This is a genomic window from Pseudomonas sp. MH10 (assembly GCF_034353045.1).
In the GTDB taxonomy this organism is placed as follows: domain Bacteria; phylum Pseudomonadota; class Gammaproteobacteria; order Pseudomonadales; family Pseudomonadaceae; genus Aquipseudomonas.
Genome location: NZ_CP133783.1, coordinates 1,693,248 through 1,714,175 on the forward strand (window position 1 = coordinate 1,693,248; position 20,928 = coordinate 1,714,175).

Annotated in this window: 24 protein-coding genes and 3 pseudogenes; 15 read left to right on the forward strand and 12 right to left on the reverse strand. The window is 54.6% G+C overall.

The genetic code is table 11. From position 1 onward, the window contains the following. Nucleotides 1–339 precede the first annotated feature (339 nt). Nucleotides 340–449: pseudogene (locus RHM59_RS07595) on the reverse strand (arsenical resistance protein ArsH); the annotation flags it as partial. A gap of 35 nt (nt 450–484) precedes the next feature. Between RHM59_RS07595 and RHM59_RS07600 the strand changes: the two are divergent. The 5 genes from RHM59_RS07600 to RHM59_RS07615 all read left to right on the forward strand — a co-directional run bounded on the left by RHM59_RS07600 (nt 485) and on the right by RHM59_RS07615 (nt 4,724). Beyond that, nucleotides 485–943, forward strand: a complete 459-nt coding sequence (locus tag RHM59_RS07600; protein ID WP_416195060.1) for a hypothetical protein — start codon at nt 485–487, stop codon at nt 941–943. Nucleotides 944–1,145: 202 nt separating this feature from the next. After that, nucleotides 1,146–1,424, forward strand: a complete 279-nt coding sequence (locus RHM59_RS07605; protein ID WP_322183987.1) for a metal/formaldehyde-sensitive transcriptional repressor — start codon at nt 1,146–1,148, stop codon at nt 1,422–1,424. A gap of 7 nt (nt 1,425–1,431) precedes the next feature. Then, nucleotides 1,432–2,712 (forward strand): CDF family Co(II)/Ni(II) efflux transporter DmeF, encoded by a 1,281-nt coding sequence (gene dmeF, locus RHM59_RS07610; protein ID WP_322183989.1) that lies wholly within the window; start codon nt 1,432–1,434, stop codon nt 2,710–2,712. 3 nt (nt 2,713–2,715) lie between these two features. Next, a complete protein-coding gene (locus tag RHM59_RS25450) occupies nt 2,716–2,904 on the forward strand; it encodes a DUF1289 domain-containing protein (RefSeq protein WP_369124930.1) in 189 nt (62 codons plus the stop codon). Between the two features lie 512 nt (nt 2,905–3,416). Further along, nucleotides 3,417–4,724 carry an MFS transporter gene (locus RHM59_RS07615; protein WP_322183991.1) on the forward strand — a complete coding sequence of 436 codons (1,308 nt, stop codon included), beginning with the start codon at nt 3,417–3,419 and terminating at the stop codon, nt 4,722–4,724. A 52-nt stretch (nt 4,725–4,776) separates the two neighbouring features. Here RHM59_RS07615 and RHM59_RS07620 read toward each other — a convergent pair whose 3' ends face one another. Further along, the gene (locus RHM59_RS07620) at nt 4,777–5,070 is read right to left on the reverse strand and encodes a metal-sensing transcriptional repressor (RefSeq protein WP_322183993.1); all 294 of its coding nucleotides are present in this window, start codon (nt 5,068–5,070) and stop codon (nt 4,777–4,779) included. Nucleotides 5,071–5,162: 92 nt separating this feature from the next. Between RHM59_RS07620 and RHM59_RS07625 the strand changes: the two genes are divergently transcribed. Next, complete coding sequence (locus RHM59_RS07625; RefSeq protein ID WP_322286323.1) at nt 5,163–5,597, forward strand: hypothetical protein; 435 nt, start codon at nt 5,163–5,165, stop codon at nt 5,595–5,597. 356 nt (nt 5,598–5,953) lie between these two features. Then, nucleotides 5,954–6,118: pseudogene (locus RHM59_RS07630) on the forward strand (transposase domain-containing protein); the annotation flags it as partial. 18 nt (nt 6,119–6,136) lie between these two features. Here the strand turns inward: RHM59_RS07630 and RHM59_RS07635 are convergent. Further along, nucleotides 6,137–6,706 (reverse strand): GNAT family N-acetyltransferase, encoded by a 570-nt coding sequence (locus RHM59_RS07635; protein ID WP_322286324.1) that lies wholly within the window; start codon nt 6,704–6,706, stop codon nt 6,137–6,139. A 242-nt stretch (nt 6,707–6,948) separates the two neighbouring features. Between RHM59_RS07635 and RHM59_RS25455 the strand changes: the two genes are divergently transcribed. The 4 genes from RHM59_RS25455 to RHM59_RS07650 all read left to right on the forward strand — a co-directional run bounded on the left by RHM59_RS25455 (nt 6,949) and on the right by RHM59_RS07650 (nt 9,820). Beyond that, nucleotides 6,949–7,062: a carbohydrate porin gene (locus RHM59_RS25455; RefSeq protein WP_416195061.1), complete on the forward strand. Its 114-nt coding sequence runs from the start codon at nt 6,949–6,951 to the stop codon at nt 7,060–7,062. Between the two features lie 65 nt (nt 7,063–7,127). Beyond that, nucleotides 7,128–7,679: a glutathione peroxidase gene (locus RHM59_RS07640; RefSeq protein ID WP_322168753.1), complete on the forward strand. Its 552-nt coding sequence runs from the start codon at nt 7,128–7,130 to the stop codon at nt 7,677–7,679. 429 nt (nt 7,680–8,108) lie between these two features. Further along, nucleotides 8,109–8,807 (forward strand): hypothetical protein, encoded by a 699-nt coding sequence (locus RHM59_RS07645; protein WP_322168751.1) that lies wholly within the window; start codon nt 8,109–8,111, stop codon nt 8,805–8,807. Between the two features lie 392 nt (nt 8,808–9,199). Further along, nucleotides 9,200–9,820 (forward strand): LysE family translocator, encoded by a 621-nt coding sequence (locus RHM59_RS07650; RefSeq protein ID WP_322168747.1) that lies wholly within the window; start codon nt 9,200–9,202, stop codon nt 9,818–9,820. A 77-nt stretch (nt 9,821–9,897) separates the two neighbouring features. On the opposite strand, the pseudogene RHM59_RS25460 reads toward RHM59_RS07650, so the two are convergent. From RHM59_RS25460 to RHM59_RS07660, 3 genes and pseudogenes are all read right to left on the reverse strand, one after another. After that, nucleotides 9,898–10,109 (reverse strand): annotated as a pseudogene (locus RHM59_RS25460) (site-specific integrase); the annotation flags it as partial. A 326-nt stretch (nt 10,110–10,435) separates the two neighbouring features. After that, entirely contained in the window at nt 10,436–10,717 is a 282-nt protein-coding gene (locus RHM59_RS07655) for a BrnA antitoxin family protein (RefSeq protein ID WP_322168745.1), read from the reverse strand. Further along, entirely contained in the window at nt 10,677–10,949 is a 273-nt protein-coding gene (locus tag RHM59_RS07660) for a BrnT family toxin (RefSeq protein ID WP_322168742.1), read from the reverse strand. The genes RHM59_RS07655 and RHM59_RS07660 overlap by 41 nt, the downstream gene beginning before the upstream one ends. Nucleotides 10,950–11,536: 587 nt before the next feature. Here RHM59_RS07660 and RHM59_RS07665 point away from each other — a divergent pair. Next, nucleotides 11,537–12,529 (forward strand): IS5 family transposase, encoded by a 993-nt coding sequence (locus RHM59_RS07665; protein ID WP_322165339.1) that lies wholly within the window; start codon nt 11,537–11,539, stop codon nt 12,527–12,529. A gap of 255 nt (nt 12,530–12,784) precedes the next feature. Next, nucleotides 12,785–13,597 carry a hypothetical protein gene (locus RHM59_RS07670; protein ID WP_322286325.1) on the forward strand — a complete coding sequence of 271 codons (813 nt, stop codon included), beginning with the start codon at nt 12,785–12,787 and terminating at the stop codon, nt 13,595–13,597. On the opposite strand, the gene RHM59_RS07675 is transcribed toward RHM59_RS07670, so the two are convergent. From RHM59_RS07675 to aroC, 6 genes are all read right to left on the reverse strand, one after another. Then, nucleotides 13,590–14,312: a helix-turn-helix transcriptional regulator gene (locus tag RHM59_RS07675; RefSeq protein WP_322183784.1), complete on the reverse strand. Its 723-nt coding sequence runs from the start codon at nt 14,310–14,312 to the stop codon at nt 13,590–13,592. The genes RHM59_RS07670 and RHM59_RS07675 overlap by 8 nt on opposite strands. A 206-nt stretch (nt 14,313–14,518) precedes the next feature. After that, entirely contained in the window at nt 14,519–15,202 is a 684-nt protein-coding gene (gene mtnC, locus RHM59_RS07680; RefSeq protein ID WP_322165023.1) for an acireductone synthase, read from the reverse strand. Nucleotides 15,203–15,218: 16 nt separating this feature from the next. Then, a complete protein-coding gene (locus tag RHM59_RS07685) occupies nt 15,219–15,764 on the reverse strand; it encodes an acireductone dioxygenase (RefSeq protein ID WP_322286326.1) in 546 nt (181 codons plus the stop codon). After that, nucleotides 15,761–16,390: a methylthioribulose 1-phosphate dehydratase gene (locus RHM59_RS07690; RefSeq protein ID WP_322286327.1), complete on the reverse strand. Its 630-nt coding sequence runs from the start codon at nt 16,388–16,390 to the stop codon at nt 15,761–15,763. The genes RHM59_RS07685 and RHM59_RS07690 overlap by 4 nt, the downstream gene beginning before the upstream one ends. After that, complete coding sequence (locus RHM59_RS07695; protein ID WP_322286328.1) at nt 16,387–17,544, reverse strand: MFS transporter; 1,158 nt, start codon at nt 17,542–17,544, stop codon at nt 16,387–16,389. The genes RHM59_RS07690 and RHM59_RS07695 overlap by 4 nt, the downstream gene beginning before the upstream one ends. 64 nt (nt 17,545–17,608) lie before the next feature. Beyond that, nucleotides 17,609–18,700, reverse strand: a complete 1,092-nt coding sequence (aroC, locus tag RHM59_RS07700; RefSeq protein WP_322286329.1) for a chorismate synthase — start codon at nt 18,698–18,700, stop codon at nt 17,609–17,611. Nucleotides 18,701–18,844: 144 nt separating this feature from the next. Here aroC and RHM59_RS07705 point away from each other — a divergent pair, with 144 nt between their 5' ends. Together RHM59_RS07705 and RHM59_RS07710 are read left to right on the forward strand one after the other, a co-directional pair. Further along, entirely contained in the window at nt 18,845–19,840 is a 996-nt protein-coding gene (locus tag RHM59_RS07705; protein ID WP_322286330.1) for an alpha/beta hydrolase, read from the forward strand. Between the two features lie 127 nt (nt 19,841–19,967). Beyond that, on the forward strand, nt 19,968–20,777 hold the full coding sequence (locus RHM59_RS07710) for a hypothetical protein (RefSeq protein WP_322165029.1): 810 nt from the start codon (nt 19,968–19,970) through the stop codon (nt 20,775–20,777). Nucleotides 20,778–20,928: the final 151 nt, after the last annotated feature.

Genomic DNA, 20,928 nt, shown 5'->3' on the forward strand with positions numbered 1-20,928 from the left:
CCTTTTTTGCACGCTGCTACACCAAATCTGAGCCCTGAACCTTCTGCTTAAAGTTCAGATTTCAATCTCAGACGCGTAATTTTCTGCCGTGGAAACCGAAGCCGACTTTTTCAACAGAATCGGCCAAAAGCGGTCAGTGGCTAGGCGAAATTTAGATCTTGATCGCTGCTGGTTGCGTGCAAGTGTTGAAGCTGATGCCGAATTCACCCACGTGCTGACACAAGACTGGCCCACCTCCAAATCTGCACAAATCCAGCAAAGGCTATTGTTCGCGAGGAACAGACTGGATCAGTGACATTTCGACAAATGGGTCAATTCGGCGTTGGTGCCGACAAACATGAACTTCATCAGCTCCTCCACAACATCGACAACCCGGTCGTACGTGACGATGGTTTCATGCGCCCGGCTTCGTCGAACTCAAGGAAGGCTTTTGGCACGGATGATTGATTATCGTGACCATGCCCATCCAACGACCATGTTTGTGATGCAGGCAATTACATTCGCGCCTTGGTTTAAGCCGGACACGACCCGATGGCTCATCGCCCCCGCGCTCTCTGTGTTCGCTGCCGGATTGTTTCTCGTGCCATGGGCGTCTGATTTTAAATTGATGCTAGTCGTGATCGGTGCGGTTGCGGCCAGTGCTGGCATTTTGTCGCCGATACTTACCTATTGGATCTCAGCCAAGGCCGGAAGCGCGCAGGGCTGGGAACTCGGCAAGCAGACGGCAGCGTTCAGTCTTGGGACAACCCTGGGATCGGCTGCGGATGGAATCCTCTACAGCACTGTCTTTCTCCCTGGTGCCTATTTCGTCTTGAGCGCGAGCCTCGCAATGCTGGGCTTTCTGTTAAGCCTCGGGTTGCCACGTTTATTTATGACTTCCAGTCCATGCTCTCGCCCTTATCCGTTAGATACAGCACGAAAAGTGAAGATTAGTAAGGCATAAAAGTCCGGATTTTCCCGCAAAAAATGGATAGTCGAACCACGAAGGCAAGGGGCGCTCACACCACGGAACTCCGTTAAGCCTCGCCCCAAAAGCCATCTCAGTATTTTCGCACCTACCGTGGGGCAGATCGCTATGGCGTGTACATGCCGTGATCATTTAATATATACCCCCCTATAGTATTTTTTGATTTCAAGGTGCAATCATGGGTCACACCATTAAGGACAAGAAAAAGCTATTGAACCGTGTCAGTCGTATTCGTGGTCAGCTCGAAGCTATCGAGCGTGCGCTACACGAGGAGCGTGATTGCATTGAGGTACTACAGCAAATCACCAGTTGCCGGGGGGCCATGAATGGCCTCTTGACTGTGGTGTTGGAGGACCATATCCGCACGCATTTGATTGACGCGGATTTTGCTGACGGCAAGGAGCCGAATGATGCCAAAGAGCAACTGATCGAAATCGTCCGCAGCTACTTCAAGTGAAATCAATATGAACAACCTGTACGAAGCACCGTTCAATGTCGGTCATGACCACGTCTTTCTAGGCGCTGGCCATGAAAAAAATGAGCGCAAGACATGGGCTGTGATTGTACTGTGCACGGCCATGATGTTGGCCGAGATCATCGGTGGGAACCTGTACGGTTCGCTGGCACTGGTCGCAGACGGCCTGCATATGTCCACACACGCCGGTGCTATGTTGATCGCTGCACTGGCCTACACCTATGCGCGTAAACACGCCAATGATCGGCGGTTCGTGTTTGGTACGGGCAAGCTCGGTGATCTAGCGGGTTTCACCAGCGCCATCATTCTCGCGATGATCGCCTTACTGATAGGCTACGAAGCCGTTTCCCGTTTCCTGTCCCCGGTCCCCATCCATTTCAGCGAAGCCATACCGATTGCTGTCGTTGGCTTGGCGGTGAATATTGCCAGTGCCTGGCTGCTGAGCGGTGCAGATCATGGACATGACCACGGGCACAGCCATGGACACAGTCATGGGCATGCCGGAGGCGATGAACATGACGACCATCATGAAGAGATGCAGCGTATTGTCACTTCTGATGGGGTGTTCGAGCTGTCCATTTTCGAAGAAGGTGTTCCACCGGTATTTCGCTTCTCCAGCGAAGGCTCAGCCCCCTCGCTCTCGCCAAGCGATGTCACGGTTACGACGATACGGTCGGACGGATCTCGGCAAGTCTTTAACTTTCAGCAGAAAGCCGGCTTTCTGGAATCCACCAGCGACATTCCGGAGCCACATGGTTTCAAGGTAGCCGTTGCCCTGCCGTCTGGTGAGCAGATCGTCGAATTCGCGGAGCATGCTCACGACGACCATGAAGTGGATAGCCGTGATCACAATATGCGAGCGGCTTACATTCACGTTATCGCGGACGCGGCCGTGTCGGTAATGGCCATCGTCGGCCTGCTGCTGGCCCAGGCATTTGGCTGGCTGTGGATGGATCCGCTTGCCGGTATCGTTGGGGCGCTCGTGATAGCCAACTGGTCCTATGGACTGATACGCCAGACCGGTGCGATCTTGGTAGATGCCAGTGCAGACACTCGAATTGAAGGCAAGATCAGGACGGTCATCGACGAGGCCGGTGACAAACTGGCGGACTTGCATGTTTGGCGGCTGGGCCCTGGGCATCTCGGAGCGGTGGTTTCGGTCGTCACACGCGAGCCAAATCGGACCTCGCAGTTTTACCATCAGCATCTTGCCCAATTCAAAGGGTTATCCCATCTCACCGTTGAAGTGCATCCGGAAACGAAGGTCTGAGCAATGGCTCTCAAATCCCCTTGCACTGAAGTCTGTAAATTCGATGGTAAGACTACTCTTTGTGTAGGCTGCTTGCGCACCTTAGAGGAGATTCGCGGCTGGAAAAAAATGACGGATCATCGTCGTCATCAGGTAATCAACGAGCGCTCAAAGCGATTAGCGAAATTGCAACGAGAGGTGGCCTCACGATAGCTTGGATCCAGCTTTATGCGGCAATCCAAACATACATTGCGCCGTGAGCGTAGATCTAGGTAGCAGCGTTGGTTGGCAGCTACTACTGGTCGACAATCGCGGCAGCATTTTCACCCAGGCGTGGTGACTAGCGGTCCATGCGAGGCTCTTGGTGGTGCGTAAAAACATATAGCAACAGACGCCATCGAAAGAACAGTGTCGATCAAAAGGGCAAATGGTTTCATCAAGCTAACTCCATGCTCATGCTGTTATTCAGGGCGAGATCTCCCATGCCATGCAGAGTACGGCTAATAGCCTTCGCCGGGCAGCATGCTTGCTTACTCCCCCTCCATGCATTCGATGGAAGGCGCATCGCCTATTCCTTGAGCTGCCATTGCCTATAGTTTAGGATCCAGATATATCCCCCTAGGGGGGATGTCTGTTCATCCATAAAGACGAAGTCAATAACTCGCTGTTTTGCGAGAGAAGTCGGGCAAACGACTCGTCACGCGCTTCGCTATTTGAGATTTATCATGCTGAAAATCCTAGCCAACCGAACCTACCGTCACCTCTTCCTGGCCCAGGTGATTGCACTCGTAGGGACTGGCCTTGCCACTGTCGCGCTGGGACTGCTGGCGTTTGATCTCGCAGGTGCTCAAGCGGGTGCTGTTCTCGGTACAGCGTTGGCGATCAAAATGACGGCCTACATTGGCGTTGCACCAATCGCAGCCGCTTTTGCAGAGCGTCTACCCCGTCGGACTATGCTGGTGTCGCTGGATCTGGTGCGAGCACTGGTCGCGCTCGCTCTGCCGTTTGTGACTGAAGTTTGGCAGATCTACGTGCTGATTTTTGTTCTCCAGTCAGCCTCGGCGGCGTTCACCCCGACGTTCCAGGCGACCATCCCTGACATCCTTCCGGATGAAGACGACTACACTCGCGCCTTGTCGCTTTCGCGTCTGGCCTACGATCTCGAAAGCGTCGCCAGCCCGATGCTCGCCGCCGCGTTGCTGACGGTGATCAGCTTCCACAACCTGTTCGCAGGCACGGTCATTGGTTTCCTTGCCTCAGCGGCCCTGGTCGGCACAGTGTTGCTGCCAAAGGCGAAGCCGACGCCACGACGCAGCATTTATGAGCGAACTACCCGAGGCATGCGCATATTCTTGGCCACCCCCCGCCTGCGAGGACTGCTGGCTCTCAATCTCACGGTAGCGGCCGCGAGTGCGATGGTCATCGTCAATACGGTGGTGCTGGTGCAGTCGCGCTTCGCTCTGCCGCAGAGTTCTACAGCATTGGCGCTGGCTGCGTTTGGTGGTGGCTCGATGGTCGCCGCCCTGGTCCTGCCTCGCCTTTTGAGAAACATCAAAGATCGAACGGCCATGCTGTTTGGTGGGGGAATATTGGTTGCAGGCTTGGCGGTTGGCATCAACCTGACCACCTACAACTTCCTGCTGCCGCTGTGGATGGTGCTCGGCGTTGGCTACTCCCTGGCTCAGACCCCGAGCGGCCGACTGTTGCGTCGCTCGGCACATGCCGAAGATCGCCCGGCGTTGTTTGCCGCACAATTTGCTCTATCTCATGCCTGCTGGTTAATTACTTACCCATTGGCGGGATGGCTGGGTGCCAACATCAGCCTCACGGCGTCGTTTGTTGGGCTCGCTGTCGTGGCAGGGAGTGCACTGGTGGTCAGTATGGTGATCTGGCGTCCTGCTCATGACCAGGAGTCGATCAAACATACCCATGAGAACCTGCCGGAAGATCACACTCACTTCGCCGGCCAAGACGATGCGTGCCACGAACACCCTTATGTGATCGACGACCAGCATCGGAAATGGCCGAACTAAGAACCCGAGAGGACGCCGGTCTTTAAGGAAGGTCTCTGCCTACGCCCTAAACCTAGAGGTACTTGGTGATTTGTTTGAAGGCTTCCAGTGGTGCGCGCTCGCCATTGTTCAATGCCGAGACGGTGACCTCCAGGCAATGATCAATGTGATCCTGGATAAGCGTGCGTTTGGCTTGGCACACCGCCTTTTCCACGGCATGCAGCTGCTGAGCAATGTCGACGCACTGACGACCTTCTTCAATCATGGTGATGATGCCGCGTAAATGGCCATCCGCTCGTTTGAGGCGCTTGATGATTGCCTCGTGACTTTGGTGGGTATGGGGACGCGGGTGTTCGTGCTCGCTCATATCTTGAGTCTTCGTCGTAAGTGATTGCGCAAATCATATCCCCCCATAGAGGATAAATTCAAACGCTTACCCTCGCAGCGCTGATCGCGATAGTGGTCGAAGCAGATCATCAGGGTCGAAAATCTCTAGCTATAAAAACAGCAAACTCCCTACACAAAGTACTTCTGATGCTGGCGATGGAGCTTCAGGCGCGCGGTGTTGCCGTTGGCCTAATTGATTGGCTGGCGCTCAACGTCTTACCTCTTGGCGTGCCTGCGCACTTGCAGATCTGGATGAGCAGCGCTGACTACATCCACGCGTCAGCCCATTTGAATACCATGGTTTACCAGCATCCGGAAAGGCGCGGAAAAACCTTGCCTTGGAAGCTTCGTACCAGGCTGATGTGCAAGCTTCTTGCCGGGGATATGGGAATTGACGTTCTGCACGCAATGCGCCCGCAGTTCGAATTGCGGACGGACATAGGCGAAATCCCAGACGACCTGATGAAGGAGTTTAAGAAGACGTCGGCGCTCAGGACTTGGGGATGAATGTGCATCATTGATGGCACGCCACAGGTAGTGCCACCCGTAGCGCTGCTGTAGCCTAACCATGACTCGCTAGGCGAGTGGTCAAGTCGAATGCAAATGCCTGGTCAAGTCCGGTGCAAACAACTGGTCAAGTCGAATGCAAACGGGTGGTCAAGTGGAGTGCAATTTCCCACTTACCAAAAATTAAACAATTTCACAGCTGCAATCACCGCTATGGGGCGACACTGATCACGTCCTGCTCAGCGCCCAAGACCGCGATTAGATAACGCTTTGGAGGGTAAAAGTTAGGTTCAGATGCTTTCGGGCAGCCGCTCCAAGGCGTGACTTCACCGAACGTGTTCAACATCCGCTTACGCGGCAAACGCGCGGCAGCGCTGATGAGCCTGATCCAGTCGGCCAAGCTCAATGGGCATGACCCATAGGCTTACTTGAAAGACGTTCTGGCACGACTGCCAATGCAGCGGGCAAGTGAGATCGCCGAGTTGTTACCGCATAACTGGATGCCGCTGCGCAACCTGTGATCCTATTCGGTTACGTAGTTAAGAGGTGGGCCGCGCGTTTGATGCCGTCAGTGATTGTACCCACTGGGTCTTCGTGAGCCCGTAGCATTTCCCTTCCTGAGGCGCCGTCGAAAGGTTCAGCACCGCGTCATACAGATGTACTGCGCCAAGCTTCATTGTGGCTGTCTGCGATCTGATATTCGTGGGAGCGATGTGAAAGTACACGATGTCAAAAACGGTGAAAGCATGCTCAACCATCAGCTGTTTTAGCTCACGATTCGCAGCACCACCCCATTTGGCGCGAATCAAAAATGTAAATCCGATGGCGATGCTATGAGGCAGGTCTGGCGGGGTGTAATAGCTCGACATCCCCACAATTTTTCCAGACTGTGTGTCGATGATAGTAAGCGCTGTTTCCGTTGAGAGGCGGGATGCGAAGTAAGGCTCGAAGATCTCCCGTTTGTATCGATCCTTAGCCGGGTGGCTAGCCCATATCTCTGGATCACCAGCGGCGCCACACATACCCTCAAGGTCATTCTGATTGAGGGCGCGAAGTGTCAAAGTGGTTCCGCGTAGGGTGGGCTGGCAATCGAAAGAGTGTGCAAGCATGGCTTAATCCAATCCTGACTGGAGGTTAGAACGCTAGCCTAGAGCCTTTATAAGTGAGGGATTCATAAGCCAGAAGAGCTTTTTATTTATCACCTCGAATCGCTGAGAGCAAGGCTGGAGCAGAATTCCGGTAGATGTCTGACCTTCGCGACTTCTTTCATAGGTCATTTTCGGTAAACCATCATCTAGTTAATCTCGTAAGGCGCGTTCGGCGGACGCTTACGACCACGTCGCTGAACGTTATGCTTAACCTGCAATACGTCGCTCATCCGGGTGGAGTGCGGGATGTACAGAATGGCGTAGTGGCAGGCTTGCAAATTCAGCCGCAGTTCTCGCCCCTTGGCGACCGGACGTAGTGCCAAGGTAGCAGGACGTAAAGTTTGCTAGGCTTGGCCTTCACCTTAAAACAAGAGACAGCGTTATGACCCAGAACCTCTATCAAATTCCGGTCAAATCCATCACTGGGGACTCAACAACACTGGCGCCGTTCGAAGGCAAAGTGCTGCTTGTCGTCAACGTCGCCTCGAAATGTGGCCTCACGCCACAGTATGAGGGTCTGGAAAAGCTTTATGAAGCCAAGCGCGCTGAAGGTCTGGAAGTGCTCGGTTTTCCGGCGAATAACTTCAACGAGCAGGAACCTGGCAGCGAAGCCGAAATTCAGGAATTTTGCAGCCTGAATTACAGCGTGCAATTCCCGCTGTTCGCCAAAATCTCTGTTGTGGGCTCGGACAAGCACCCCCTTTATCAAGCGCTAACAACCGCTCTACCCGATGCGACGGGTGAAGGCCCAATGCGCGAAAAACTGTTGGGCTATGGCATCACTGCAAACCCAGCTCCGGAAGTGCAGTGGAATTTTGAAAAATTCCTGATCGGTCGCGATGGTCAAGTGGTTGCGCGTTTTGCGCCTGATGTGACGGCGGATGATCCACGGATGGTCGAAGCGGTTGAGAAAGCGCTGAAAGCAGGTGTTTGATCGTTGAGCAAAAAGACCCACCGATAACGGCGTTAGCGGTCAAGTAGCGTCCAGGTCCGACGTTTCAGCATGTCCAGAAATGCTCGCACCTTGACGCTCAACAAGCGCCTCGAATGCTAGAGGGCCCCACTCCATCCTAGAGTAAGGGTGAAGTGGCGGAACGTGGTGGGACGTAGATGAAGGGTTGAGTTACAACAGGCGCCAACCCAATACCCGTGACAGAAAAGTTTCGACCCGCCAACCCATGATCCCGACTTCAACCCGAGACGGTGAAGTTGAGGTAATAGTCCCTGAAGCAGCGGCTCCGCGAGAGTTTGTCAAATTATGGAACGACGTTTCGAACTGATTAAGATCTATTGTTGAGCTGCGCCTACTCTTTTGAAAATTGAAGCTATAGTCCTGTCTCCTTCATTTTCATCGGATGAAAACATGAGCACTGGAAGCAGTCAGCAGTCCCCCGCCTACGCCCTGATACCTTTTACGGGTTATTACTCCCTGGATGCACAGGCCGGCTCGTTCCTCATGGTCGATACGCATGAAGAATGTACGATTTCCCCCGCCGGTGGTTCCCTTACCTGTGAGTATTTCGGCAAGATCACGCTTTCTCCCGATGGCAAAACCTCAGAAGTTTTTCCGCTAGGAACAGGTTGCACCTTCGATGGCAATACCCTGCTCATCAATGTTGGTGAGACGCTCGCTAAACTCACTTTTTCCAATACATCGGGCACCAGCTCGGTGTCGGGCACAATCAACGACAACCCTGTGGCCGGCTCTACACCGTTCGGCCCGGTCCAGCTCTCACTGTGGACCGGGACCTATTACCTGCAACAAGCAGCGGTTCAGCATGGCGGGTTGCTGGAGTACCCCTATACAGCGACTTTGCAGGTCAATCCTGACGGCACAATGCTATTTGCTGCAGATCACATCAACCTGACTCCGGTACCCAAGTATTGGTACGACTATGGAATGTTTGTCATCGGGCTGATGCTCGATCCCAACGCTCCAGAAATTCCATCGATCCTTTACGAAATGGGCACATCGTCTGGCTGGGGTCGTGTGGCAGGTACTGCTATAGGCGGCACCTTATTGGTCAGTATTCAATTGCAGGAACCCGCGCCGCATCTGTGACGTTGGCAGAGGCTAATGGCCCTCGGTGTGGGAGGTCGATCCGCTATGGACGATCCTGCGCTGGGGGCCTGCGTTAAAGGCAACCGACCGTTTGGCTCCTGAACCAGCCCCCGCCTATTGGAAGACAATTGCACTATCTTGGCTGCAGCTCATTCGACGCAAAACCTTAAAAGCCTGATCGCAAACATATCAAGCAGGTAGGCGCCCCTACAGACGGCCTCCGGTCCGTAATGGTCAGCAGCGAATACTCGCCTCTAAATCGTAACCGTCCGGCGGGGTCAGCGTCCTGACCCTGACGCCATAAGCTTTACGCCCTCTGCCTAAACGCGACTTCTAATGAACAGCTTTCTGGGGTTAACTGGCCCTTAAAATAACGCCGAGGCCCTCTAACTATGCCTATTGCTGACAACCTTATTGCGTTTACCTTCGCAGCGACGCTGTTAACCATCACGCCTGGCCTAGACACCGCTTTGATATTGAGAACCGCTACAGTGGAAGGAAAGCAGCAGGCTTTTCGTGCCGCACTGGGCATCAATACCGGTTGCTTGCTGTGGGGTGCCGCTGTGGCGTTTGGACTAGGCGCACTCATTGCGGTATCAGAACTAGCGTTCAACATCTTGAAATACTGCGGTGCTGGTTATCTAGCTTGGCTCGGGCTGAACATGCTTTTGCGTCCGCGCAACTCGTTGTCGCCTGTCGAGACGGCATCAATGCAAAGTCATAATTGGTTTCTTAAGGGAATGATAGGAAATATCCTAAATCCCAAGATTGGTATTTTCTATGTCTCTTTTCTGCCCCAGTTCATTCCCCAAGGCCAGCCATTGGTTGCCTGGACGTTTGCCTTAGTAAGCATTCACGTCGTAATAGGGGTGCTATGGTCGATAATTCTAATCGCCGCGACCCAGCGCCTGGCCAGAATATTGCTGAGTAAAAAAGTAGCCACATGGATGGATCGTGCGACGGGAATGATCTTCATTCTTTTTGCCGCGCGTCTTGCGTTCAGTAAACGTTAAGTCGTTGAGAAACGCGACAGTAGAAATCATCTGCCCCCTGCCTACCAACCTAAAATGCAAGTAGCGCGTCAGTAAGCGTCCGCCGAAGTTACCTTGCTTCGGTTCGCTCTCGCGATGGCGCCGGGTTGGTCCAACTCCGGCTCACACGAACGCGTCCAAGCCTGCGCTGCCTGTTTCCGGGCGAAGGTCTTACTCTCTTGGTAGACTTGCACTCCTTCACGCTGATTCGGATTGGAGTGGGATAGCTGGCCGTTGCATCGTCCCGTTTTTTGATCCTGATAGTTGCCAAATCGATTGGGTACGCGCCAGTTTTGAATGAGTATATTGCACCATCAAGTTTGAAAAACGTTCGAAACCACCCTGAAACCCGCCATAAACACGTAGAGCAAAATGTTACCGAAATCAGCTCCATACCCAGTAAACACAAGCTCTACATTATCAAGACGCTTCAGCGTTGCGCCTATGATGGATCGGACCCGCTAAGAATGCGCAGTGCGGGAACAAAGGCCTGTGGGCGTTTTAGGCTTCTCTCGTAAAAGTTCGTACCAATCAACACCCCAGCGCCACTGGCTCGACCTTCCACGCGCACCTGACTCGCTTCAAGTCGGTCGGCGACTATGCCTTCAACTCATCTGGCGTATGCGTCTTGAGCCAATCAGCTAAGGCGGCATTCATCCGGGTTTGCCAGCCAGGTCCAGATGCCTTGAATTGCGCCAATACATCGGGTTCAAGCCGAATCGTTATTCGCTCGCGAACCACGTCCGCCTTGGGTCTACCGCGCCGGATTAGTCGTGCACCCTTGAACTCGTCAGCCTGCTTAAAAAAAGCATCTGTGAGTTCGGGTGCATCGTCTGGGTCAACCCAGGCGGCTTCGGTATTGCGCTTGTTCGCGTTCATTGGCTTTCCTCATAGAAATGATGCGACGAGCCCCGCCGCGAGGTGTCCAGACAATTACAACCATGCGGCCAATCAACAGACCCACGGTGATAAAGCGGGCCTCTCCATAGTCCTCTCGTGTGTCTTCGCCAGTGAAGTGATGCCCGGCAAAAACGGCCCCAGCGTCAGCAAAATCAACGCCGCGCTCCATCAAAGTTTTGTCACGCTTGGCAGCATCGAAGGTAATTTGCATGCATTAATTGTATGCACACAAATTCGTGGACGCAATGTATTTTGTCATGACGATAATAAGACGGCCATCCACTGATCGTCCCGTGTTCGTTGGTGTGGCGTTGGGTGCCGGCTCGCCGCATTGATGATCGTTATGCGAAACGGGAGCGATTGGGCTCACCGCTGCGGACTTGGAGATGGTCCGCGACGGTTATTGAGGCACATATGTGAGTGAAAGCTTATGCGATTAATCGTTTTTGAGCACACGACCACTACTGGCTCATCATGCCCATTATCTGCAACAACGCTCACGGCCTGCAACCGGGCGCAAATATTGGTCACTCCCGCCGCTTTAGCCAGGCCTGCGCCGTCTGCTTACGATCAAAGTCTCGGCTTCCTGATAAACTATGACACCGTTGCGCCGGAGACTGATCTGCGCCGGGTACTTGTTGCCGCCATTTTGTTCTTCCTTTGCGTATTCAAAACCCGGCTTAAAACACCCTAACCGCTATAAACCGACCATTTAAAATGCCTCTAGGGAAACTCTGAAAAAGGTTTTCAAATCTGGTGAAATGTCCCCCATCACATGAGCCGAGCGGTTGCCCCCCCATGAAGCAAATTTCTTTCGCCGATGCCGAGTACGCCGGTAAACGTAAGCGAACCCGCCGTGAGATTTTCCTGAGCGAGATGGACAAGGTCGTCCCCTGGAAGGGGTTGATCGCTTTGATCGAGCCGCATTATCCAAAAGGCGAAGGGGGCCGCCCGGCGTATCCCTTGATGGCCATGTTGCGTGTGCACCTGATGCAGAACTGGTTCGGCTATAGCGATCCAGCAATGGAAGAGTCTCTTTATGAGACCACGATTCTGCGCCAGTTCGCGGGGTTGAATCTGGAACGCATTCCCGACGAAACCACGATTCTCAACTTCCGTCGCCTGCTGGAGAAAAACCATCTTGCCGGGGGAATCCTGGAGGTCATTAATGGCTACCTGGGAGACCGAGGTTTGATGCTTCGTCAGGGCACAATTGTTGATGCCACGATCATTCATGCGCCGACGTCGACCAAGAATAAAGAGGGTAAACGCGACCCCGAAATGCATCAGACCAAGAAAGGTAATCAATATTTTTTCGGGATGAAAGCGCACATCGGAGTAGACGCTGATACGGGTCTGACGCACAGCGTGGTGGGCACGGCAGCCAATGTCGCGGACGTCACTCAAGTCGATCAGTTGCTGCACGGCGAAGAGACCCATCTCTGTGGCGACGCGGGCTACACCGGCGTAGAAAAGCGGCTTGAACATGAGGGGCGCGAGATGATCTGGTCGATCTCCGCCAGGCCCAGCAGCCGCCGCAAACATGGAGAAAAAAGCGTCATTGGCCGTGCGTTGCGCAAGATTGAATACGCCAAATCGCAAACTCGGGCCAAGGTTGAGCACCCGTTTCGGGTGATCAAGCGCCAGTTTGGTTACACCAAGGTGCGGTTTCGCGGGTTGGTAAAGAACACGGCGCAGTTGGTGACACTGTTTGCACTGTCGAATCTGTGGATGGCGCGCCGACATTTGATGGAGCCTATAGGACAGGTGCGTCCGCAGTATGGAAATTAAGGGTTAATAAGTGCTTAAAACCGGCTTATTCATCAATAAAAGCCGATATTTTCGAAATTTCAGTGAAGTACTTTCTTTCGGAGCGCTTGACGCCCGATTTGCCAGAAAAAGAAGGTCTTATTTCAGACCTTCCTTAGACATTTTGAACGTTTTTTTAATTCAACCGATATCACGTTACTGACTGACTCCAGCGAGTTAATTACCCACGCTCAGGCCCATCACATCAACGCCCGTTTAATTAGCGAACTGCAGAACATGCCGCCCAACAGCGTGTGCATTACGCTCAGCAGAGAAGGCACCGATTCGCTGTTGCAACGCGCAGCAGCCGACCCATCGGGGCGAGCAATCTACACTCAGGCCCATGCCTTCGATCCCGCACTTAACAGCGTGATTTATACCTTCGAACAAATGTGCCTCACCGATTTTCAGCTGGCCATGCGTAAGCAGGAACACCTGCTTTCATTGCTCGACCAACAGCAACCGCTGGTGCTTACCGGACCCAACACGCTGGGTTATCTGGTCATCGCCAAGGACGTGGCACCTTACGCAATGATTGATGAGGACGTTCAAGCCGCGAACGACAGGTTCATCTTCCCGCTGGCGGAGCTTCTGGAAGTCCATTACACCCACATGGCCCCCGATGCGCCACGTCCCTTTACGTTGAACGGCAGATTTCAAGTCGCCGGCATTTTATCGGCACGGGGTTACCATGACCCGTCGATTCCAACCCGGCTGGTCGATTCCCTGGCAACGCTCTCCGATAGCGTCGCACTTCACGGTGCCACTGCACTTATTGAGGACAGTCAACTTCGATCATTCACCGTCGCGGGCTGCGATTACTGCGCGCTGTTGAACGAAGCCACTGGGCCGCGCGGACTGCGTTTGACCGAGTGTGCATTCGGCGTCAACGCCAGCATTGCTGACACCGTCAACTATCGGATCAACTCGCAGCTCAACGAGGGTATTGAGGGCCTGCATGTTGCGGTGGGTGACGGCCGTCAGGGTTACCACATCGACCTGTTGATGCCGGGAGTCGTGGCTGCGCCGAGCCAACAACTAATTACTTGAGAATGCCTTGATACAAAGCCTCCCCCACCGCCTGCGCCCGGTTTGAAACGCCCAATTTGGAATAGATACTTTTGAAGTGGTATTTCACTGTGGCTTCGGAAATTTCTCGAATAACCCCGATTTCCCAAGCGGTTTTTCCGGCTCTTGCCCACTTGAGCACTTCCAGTTCTTTTTCGGTCAGCGCTTTGGTATGGAATTTCCGGCCTCTGCCGGCCATGTGCAAAATGGGCACGAGGCTGCTCAGTAAATACCGGTCGTTGTCGGTGAGCGGACGGCTCATGGCATTTAACGAACAGACGGTAATCACGCCCTGACTGGCTGACGCTTCATTGGAGTAGCCGTATGAAACGCCTGGCAGCAGTAAGTGGTCATCAACCACTTCTTTGAATGCGGGCGTCGGCGGGTGCATTGCAAAGGCCAAATCCCACTCCAAAAAACCCAGTTCTTCCCTGAAACCGCGAATGACCGGATCATCCACTGCCAATCGCGCATGGCGGTAGAGGTCACGCCAAATGCTGTCCACATTCGACGTAATACACGTCAGGAGGACCGGACCTTTGAACTGATAAAACATGGCGCGATCACAACAACATTGGCGGCGCAACCACTCCAGGGCATTTTCAATGGCACGGTCGCCGTTAAGCTCTGTAATGCTGATCACCATCTGCTGGATAAGCTGATTTAAATCGGTATTCAACGAATCTAGATGTTCCATTCTTATTCTCCCTTTACCCCGACATTTGTCGCTCTAGCGCCCGCCGAAACATAACTTAGCGACGGAGCAAGAGTTGCACAGTAAAAGACTTTAAAAAATCCACGAATTAACAAACAGGTGTTACTTACTAAATAAACGGAAACTTCCCACAAAATAAAAACACAGAACCTACGTCAATCGCCCACTCGAAGGGAGGGCGAACGGCGTCAGAATGCGCTCAGATCAATCACTGCGAAGCTGCCAACATTGGCATGCCCGACCAACTCACCATTGCCTCGAACCAGCCCACAAGTGGCCATGCCCGCCTGCTGAGCGGCATCCAGCTCTTCAACGATATCCGAAAGAAACAGGATTTCTTCGGCTGGGAAACCGATGGCTGCAGTGATAGTTCGGTACGACTCAGGCTCACGCTTGGGCCCCGAGGTGGTATCAAAGTAACCGCTGAACAATGGCGACAGATCACCGGCCTCGGAACAGCCAAAAATCAGCTGCTGGGCCTGGATCGAACCCGAAGAATAGACATACAACGCGTACCCTTCCTGGTGCCAGCGCTTCAGCGCTTCAACGGCGTCCGGGTAAACATGGCCCTTGAGCTGTCCAGCGCGATAACCCTGCTCCCAGACCATGCCTTGCAAGGCTTTGAGCGGTGTCGCTTTACGGTCTTCGGCGATCCATTCCAGAAGAATCTCGATCACCCGTTCAATGTCTGCGTGAGGCTCGGCGCTCTGATCGCGCACCGCCTGTAGCTGCAACGCTACCGCCGACTCAGTGGCCTGTTGACGGACAAAGTCCGGGAGGTGCCTGGCGGCATACGGAAACAACACCTCGAACACGAAACTGACCGCGCTGGTGGTGCCTTCAATGTCCGTCAGGACAACGTTGATGGGCATTTGAACTCCGGGTCTATCAGTCTTCAAGGCGCGGAAATTGACTGGCGATTTGCTCGCCGGTGAACTTAGCGACCCAACCGTCTGGGTTATTGAACAAGCGAATCGCGACAAAATGCGGGTGCTCACCCATGTCGAACCAATGCCGCGTGCCGGCGGGCACCGTTATCAGGTCATTTTTCTCACACAGCACCGCGTACACGTAATCGTCGATGTGCAGCGTGAACAAACCCCGTCCGGCAACGAAAAAGCGTACCTCGTCTTCGCCGTGCTGGTGCTCATCGAGAAATTTGGCGCGTAATTGGGCTTTTTGCGGATGGTCGCGATCAAGGCTGATCACATCCACGGTGACGTAACCGCGCTCAGTCATCAGCTTATCGATCTGCACTTGATACGCCGCGATAACGTCTTCCTGCGAGGCGCCAGGGGTAATCGGAGCCGACGCTTGCCAGCGATCAAAACCTACATTGTGCTCGGCCAAGGTTGAGGCAATATCTTCAACATGGGTCAACACCTTGTTCGGAAAACCAGGGTTAGAAACGTGATACACGGACAGGCTGCTCATAGCGGCAACTCCTTGACGTTAAGTAGCGAGCGGGTCTTAAGCTCGCACTCGAACAAAAATTCAAATGCTTCGATCTGGCGCAAGGCATCGCTCATCTGCGCGCCCCAGGTGTAAAGGCCATGGCCGCGAATCAGGTAGCCGGGGCAGTCGGGATGGGCATCGAGCCAAGGCTGCACCTTCTCCGCCAGCAGGGTAATGTTTTGATCGTTATCGAAAATGGGCACCATCACCTGGGATTCATGGCTCTGCACACCGGCAAAGGCCTTTTGCAGTTCGTAGCCTTCGAACACCAAATGATCACCCGGCGTGAGGCGCGACAGCACCGTCGCATTGACCGAATGGGTGTGCAACACCGCGCCAACCTGCGGGTAACAGCGGTAAAGCTGGGTGTGCAGCAGGGTCTCGGCCGACGGTTTTTTACCGGGTTCAAGGCTGTTGCCAGACAAGTCCGTGACCAATATGTCATCGGGACTCAGCTGCCCTTTATGCTTGCCGGACGCGGTTAACAAGGCGGTGGTCGCCGATAAACGCGTCGAGTAATTACTGCTAGTGGCTGGCGACCAGCCCCTGCCGTAGAGAAAGTGCCCGGCGTCGATAATCTGCTGGGCGAGGTGTTCGCGAGTCATGCCCTTTCCTCTTTCATTCGTGTCGCAATCATGACGGCAGCGGTCAACGCTGCAAGGCTGGCGATGCTGAAGGTCCAGTTTGGCCCCAACACGTTCCAGCTGTAACCGGAATACAACGCACCCAATGCGCCACCTGTCCCTGACAACGCAGCATACAAGGCTTGACCTTGCCCCTGCTGTTGCGGGGCGAAGCTGCGTTGCACGAAGTGGATAGCCGCCGCGTGAAAGCTGCCAAAGGTTGCAGCGTGCAGTACCTGGGCGATGATCAATACCGGCAAATACTCGGCGAAACTGCCCAACAACACCCAACGCAACGCCGCCAGGAGAAAACTGACGAACAATACCTGTCGCACAGAAAACCGCCGCAAAATACGACTCATCGACAGAAACATCAAGACCTCGGCGACAACTCCCAAGGCCCACAGCAAGCCGATGAGGCCGCGACTGTAGCCCAAGTGTTCAAGGTGCAGCGTCAAAAAGGTGTAGTAGGGGCCATGGCTTAGCTGCATCAATGCCACGCAGCCGAAAAAAGCCAACACACCCGGCCGACTCAGTTGCTTGAGAAACCCGCCGACTTCCGGCCGTTGCGCCGAGAACATCGGTTGCGCATTTGGCACCCACACACTGCTGACGACGATGCCCGCCATGATCAGCAGCAGCGCTTGTGGGTAGGCATCCAGACTCGACCACTCGAACAGGCGCCCTAGCGCCACTACCGCGAGGATGAAGCCGATGGAACCCCAGAGCCGGACTTGACTGTAGCGCGAGGTTTGCCCATGCAGATGGGCCAAGGTAATAACTTCGAACTGCGGCAACACGGCGTGCCAGAAGAAGGCTTGCAACGCCATGACCATCGCCAACCAAGCATAGCTTTTGTCGAACAGAATCAAGGAAAAGGACAGCAGCGTGCAGATGGCACCAAAGCGCACGATGGCCAGGCGGCGGCCGGTGTAATCCCCCAGCCAGCCCCAAATATTGGGCGCAATGCAGCGCATCAGCATGGGGATGGCGATCAGCTCGCCAATGCGGGCGCTGGAAAAGCCGAGATGGTCAAAGTACAACGCCAGAAACGGCGCCGTTGATCCCAGCAGCGCAAAGTAGAACAGGTAGAAACTGGAGAGCCGCCAGTATGGAATCGATCCGTGCTTGAGCATTGCCGACCTCGGCGCACGCGCTACCACGTTTAAAGCGCCGTGGCAGCTGCACCGTCATCGCGCATTACAATTGGCCCAGAACAGGCGTCGAGACCCGAACATCCGCATTCTGACCGCGATTACGCAACAGGTGGTCCATCAAAACAATGGCCATCATGGCTTCGGCAATCGGCGTGGCACGAATACCCACGCACGGGTCATGGCGACCCTTGGTAATGACATCCGCCGCATTGCCGTTGACGTCGATGGAATGCCCTGGCGTGGTGATGCTGGAGGTTGGCTTGAGTGCCAGATGAGCGACGATAGGCTGCCCGGAGGAAATGCCGCCCAAAATGCCGCCGCAATTGTTCGACAGGAAACCTTCCGGCGTCAGCTCATCACGGTGTTCGGTGCCACGCTGGGCAACGCTGGCAAAACCGGCGCCGATTTCCACACCCTTGACGGCATTGATGCTCATCAACGCATGGGCAAGCTCAGCGTCCAGACGATCAAAAATCGGCTCGCCCAAGCCAGGTCTTACGCCTTCAGCCACGACGGTGATTTTAGCGCCGACCGAATCCTGGTCCCGGCGCAACTGATCCATATAGGCCTCAAGCTCCGCTACTTTGTCTGGGTCAGGACAGAAGAATGCATTCTGTTCCACCGATTCCCAGGTTTTGAACGGGATTTCGATCGGGCCCAACTGGCTCATGTAACCGCGAATCTGAATACCCTGGGTGGCCAGGTACTTCTTGGCAATCGCGCCGGCCGCCACGCGCATGGCGGTTTCGCGGGCAGAACTACGACCGCCGCCGCGGTAATCGCGCACGCCGTATTTATGGTGGTAGGTGTAATCGGCATGGGCCGGGCGAAACAGACCCTGAATCGCTGAATAGTCCTTGGACTTCTGATCGGTGTTGCGAATCAACAGGCCTATCGGAGTGCCCGTGGTTTTGCCTTCGAAAACCCCCGATAAAATCTCGACTTCATCGGCTTCCTGACGCTGGGTGGTGTGACGACTGGTGCCGGGCTTGCGGCGATCCAGATCGCGTTGCAGGTCGTGCGCCGACAGTTCAAGCCCCGGCGGGCAGCCGTCAACGATTGCAACCAGTGCAGGGCCGTGGCTTTCGCCGGCAGTGGTGACAGTGAACAGCTTGCCGTAGGTATTGCCGGACATGCAGGACGCTCCGCGAAAAATCATCAAAATCACAAGTGCGCCAGTATACGCAGGCTGCCCGCGTAGTTCATCCTTCTGGCGATCACCGAACCTTATACGTATGGATGCGTCCAATCGGCACTTCTACTGAACGTGGCCTTCTAGATGTTACGAGTCACCGCTGTAATCCGAGTTATTACCTTGATTCTTCCGCTGCTCACTGGACTTGCTCAAGCCGCTTCACCCCCGCCCCTTGTGCCGACGGTGATATTGCAACGCCCCATCAGCCTCGATACCGGAACCGGCGAATTGTTTGGCACCTTGGTGCTGCCCAAATCGGACGTCCCGGTGCCGGTGGTATTGATGATTTCCGGTTCTGGTCCGACAGATCGCGATGGCAATAATACCGATGGCGGACGAAACGACAGCATGAAGCGCCTGGCGAAGATCCTCGCCAAGCACAACATTGCCAGCGTGCGTTACGACAAACGCGGCGTAGCGGCAAGCACAGCGGCGACCCCCGATGAGCGTGATTTGAGCATTGAGGCGTATGTAACCGACGCTGAAGCCTGGGGGCAAAAACTAAAGGCTGATCCGCGCTTGGGGCCTTTGATTCTGATGGGCCACAGCGAAGGCGCATTGGTGGCGTCCCTCGCTGCGCAAAAGGCTGGCGCTGACGCTGTGATTTCCATTGCCGGTACCGGGCGCCCGGTGGATCAAGTGGTACGTGAACAATTGCAATACCGTTTGCCACCGGCGTTGATCCTGCGCAGCGACCAACTGATCGAATCGCTTAAGGCGGGCCGCACCGACGACAACGTGCCGCCTGCACTGGAAGTGGTCTTCCGTCCCAGCGTGCAGCCGTATTTGATTTCGCTGTTCCGTCAGGACCCGGCCAAAGCGTTCGGCAAGCTGCACGTCCCGGCGCTGATCATCCAAGGCCGTCACGATATTCAAGTCGGTGTAGGTGATGCTGAACGGCTACAGGCGGCGAAACCAGACGCCGAGTTAGCGCTGATAGACGGTATGAATCACGTGATGCGTATTGTTCCCAACGACATCAAGCGCCAGATGGCCTCCTATAAAGACCCTCAGTTGCCGCTCGCCAGCGAGCTCTCGACACGGATTCTGCACTTTATTGGCTCCTTGCCCGCCGCCTGATGGCCCACTCAGCAGTGGCTATAAGCCACCAAAGCGGGTAGCGTCCTACAGTCTTGGACCCAGCAGCCGATAGCAGATGGCTGACACTGAGATTGCTGCTTGGTGCCTGAAACGCAGGATTGCTGATATGACCGATACTCAAGACTCAACTGACATCGCCACCGACACCGCAACCGCAACGCCGGCCACTGAGCCGGAACCGATTCTGTTGCCGTGGGCTGACGTTCAGCCTGATCAGTTTCAAATGCTGCGTTTGGCTCCCCTTCCGACTCACCGCATCACGGGCATACGTCCCCTGCGCTTTGTGCAGTTCGGGCGCGTCGAACGCCACAGCAAGGAAATCAGCTTATTGCGCCTGGATATTCAGCTGCCCGGGCAACGCGTGCGCAAGGAACAAAACCATATGGACGTGTGGGTCGACCACCTCACCCACCGCATCAGGATCTTTCCCGACGCAGGGTTACAGATCGAGCCCTGGAACCGTGGGATTGGTCGCTATATGGCGGCCTATGCCGCGTCTTGGGCTCGGAAAAGGTGGTCGCATTACACCGTCGACGGCATTACGCTTGCCAACAAAGACGCCCTTAACGACGACACGCGCCTGCGCCGCGATAACTTTCTCAAAGCACAGGGTTTTGAAGTCGCGTACGCCGATGCTCAGCACATGAAAGGCACAGTGAAAGAAGTGTTGATGGGGCAGCTCCATAGCACGTGGAACAACGACAAGCTGCAGCTACTGGAAATTGTCGATGCCGCCAACATGCTTGAACAGGCGGAAAGCAACCTGCAGGAGCAAGACCTCAAACTGCGTCAGAATGAGGTGACCTTGACCCGCTTCAAACGTGAAGACACCGGGTTGCGTTTCACCATCGCCTGCCTGGTGACGTTTGCAGTATTCCAGGCGGCAATGCTGATCTGGATTGCAACGCACCGCTGACAACGGGTGGAAAAACTGTGCAGAGTGCAGGACTGACGCCTTCCCGAGTGAATTCGGTCCCACAGATTTCGCAATGCACAGATTTCTGTAGGGGCTGCCAAAGGCTGTGATCAGATTTTCAGTGCCTGCCAAAAATCTCAGTGGGAGTTGG

Coding starts and splice junctions, on each gene's coding strand:
- RHM59_RS07600 (WP_416195060.1), top strand. CDS start 485: ATGCAGGCAATTACATTCGCGCCTTGGTTTAAGCCGGACACGACCCGA.
- RHM59_RS07605 (WP_322183987.1), top strand. CDS start 1,146: ATGGGTCACACCATTAAGGACAAGAAAAAGCTATTGAACCGTGTCAGT.
- dmeF (WP_322183989.1), top strand. CDS start 1,432: ATGAACAACCTGTACGAAGCACCGTTCAATGTCGGTCATGACCACGTC.
- RHM59_RS25450 (WP_369124930.1), top strand. CDS start 2,716: ATGGCTCTCAAATCCCCTTGCACTGAAGTCTGTAAATTCGATGGTAAG.
- RHM59_RS07615 (WP_322183991.1), top strand. CDS start 3,417: ATGCTGAAAATCCTAGCCAACCGAACCTACCGTCACCTCTTCCTGGCC.
- RHM59_RS07620 (WP_322183993.1), bottom strand. CDS start 5,070: ATGAGCGAGCACGAACACCCGCGTCCCCATACCCACCAAAGTCACGAG.
- RHM59_RS07635 (WP_322286324.1), bottom strand. CDS start 6,706: ATGCTTGCACACTCTTTCGATTGCCAGCCCACCCTACGCGGAACCACT.
- RHM59_RS25455 (WP_416195061.1), top strand. CDS start 6,949: ATGCTTAACCTGCAATACGTCGCTCATCCGGGTGGAGTGCGGGATGTA.
- RHM59_RS07640 (WP_322168753.1), top strand. CDS start 7,128: ATGACCCAGAACCTCTATCAAATTCCGGTCAAATCCATCACTGGGGAC.
- RHM59_RS07645 (WP_322168751.1), top strand. CDS start 8,109: ATGAGCACTGGAAGCAGTCAGCAGTCCCCCGCCTACGCCCTGATACCT.
- RHM59_RS07650 (WP_322168747.1), top strand. CDS start 9,200: ATGCCTATTGCTGACAACCTTATTGCGTTTACCTTCGCAGCGACGCTG.
- RHM59_RS07655 (WP_322168745.1), bottom strand. CDS start 10,717: ATGAACGCGAACAAGCGCAATACCGAAGCCGCCTGGGTTGACCCAGAC.
- RHM59_RS07660 (WP_322168742.1), bottom strand. CDS start 10,949: ATGCAAATTACCTTCGATGCTGCCAAGCGTGACAAAACTTTGATGGAG.
- RHM59_RS07665 (WP_322165339.1), top strand. CDS start 11,537: ATGAAGCAAATTTCTTTCGCCGATGCCGAGTACGCCGGTAAACGTAAG.
- RHM59_RS07670 (WP_322286325.1), top strand. CDS start 12,785: ATGCCGCCCAACAGCGTGTGCATTACGCTCAGCAGAGAAGGCACCGAT.
- RHM59_RS07675 (WP_322183784.1), bottom strand. CDS start 14,312: ATGGAACATCTAGATTCGTTGAATACCGATTTAAATCAGCTTATCCAG.
- mtnC (WP_322165023.1), bottom strand. CDS start 15,202: ATGCCCATCAACGTTGTCCTGACGGACATTGAAGGCACCACCAGCGCG.
- RHM59_RS07685 (WP_322286326.1), bottom strand. CDS start 15,764: ATGAGCAGCCTGTCCGTGTATCACGTTTCTAACCCTGGTTTTCCGAAC.
- RHM59_RS07690 (WP_322286327.1), bottom strand. CDS start 16,390: ATGACTCGCGAACACCTCGCCCAGCAGATTATCGACGCCGGGCACTTT.
- RHM59_RS07695 (WP_322286328.1), bottom strand. CDS start 17,544: ATGCTCAAGCACGGATCGATTCCATACTGGCGGCTCTCCAGTTTCTAC.
- aroC (WP_322286329.1), bottom strand. CDS start 18,700: ATGTCCGGCAATACCTACGGCAAGCTGTTCACTGTCACCACTGCCGGC.
- RHM59_RS07705 (WP_322286330.1), top strand. CDS start 18,845: ATGTTACGAGTCACCGCTGTAATCCGAGTTATTACCTTGATTCTTCCG.
- RHM59_RS07710 (WP_322165029.1), top strand. CDS start 19,968: ATGACCGATACTCAAGACTCAACTGACATCGCCACCGACACCGCAACC.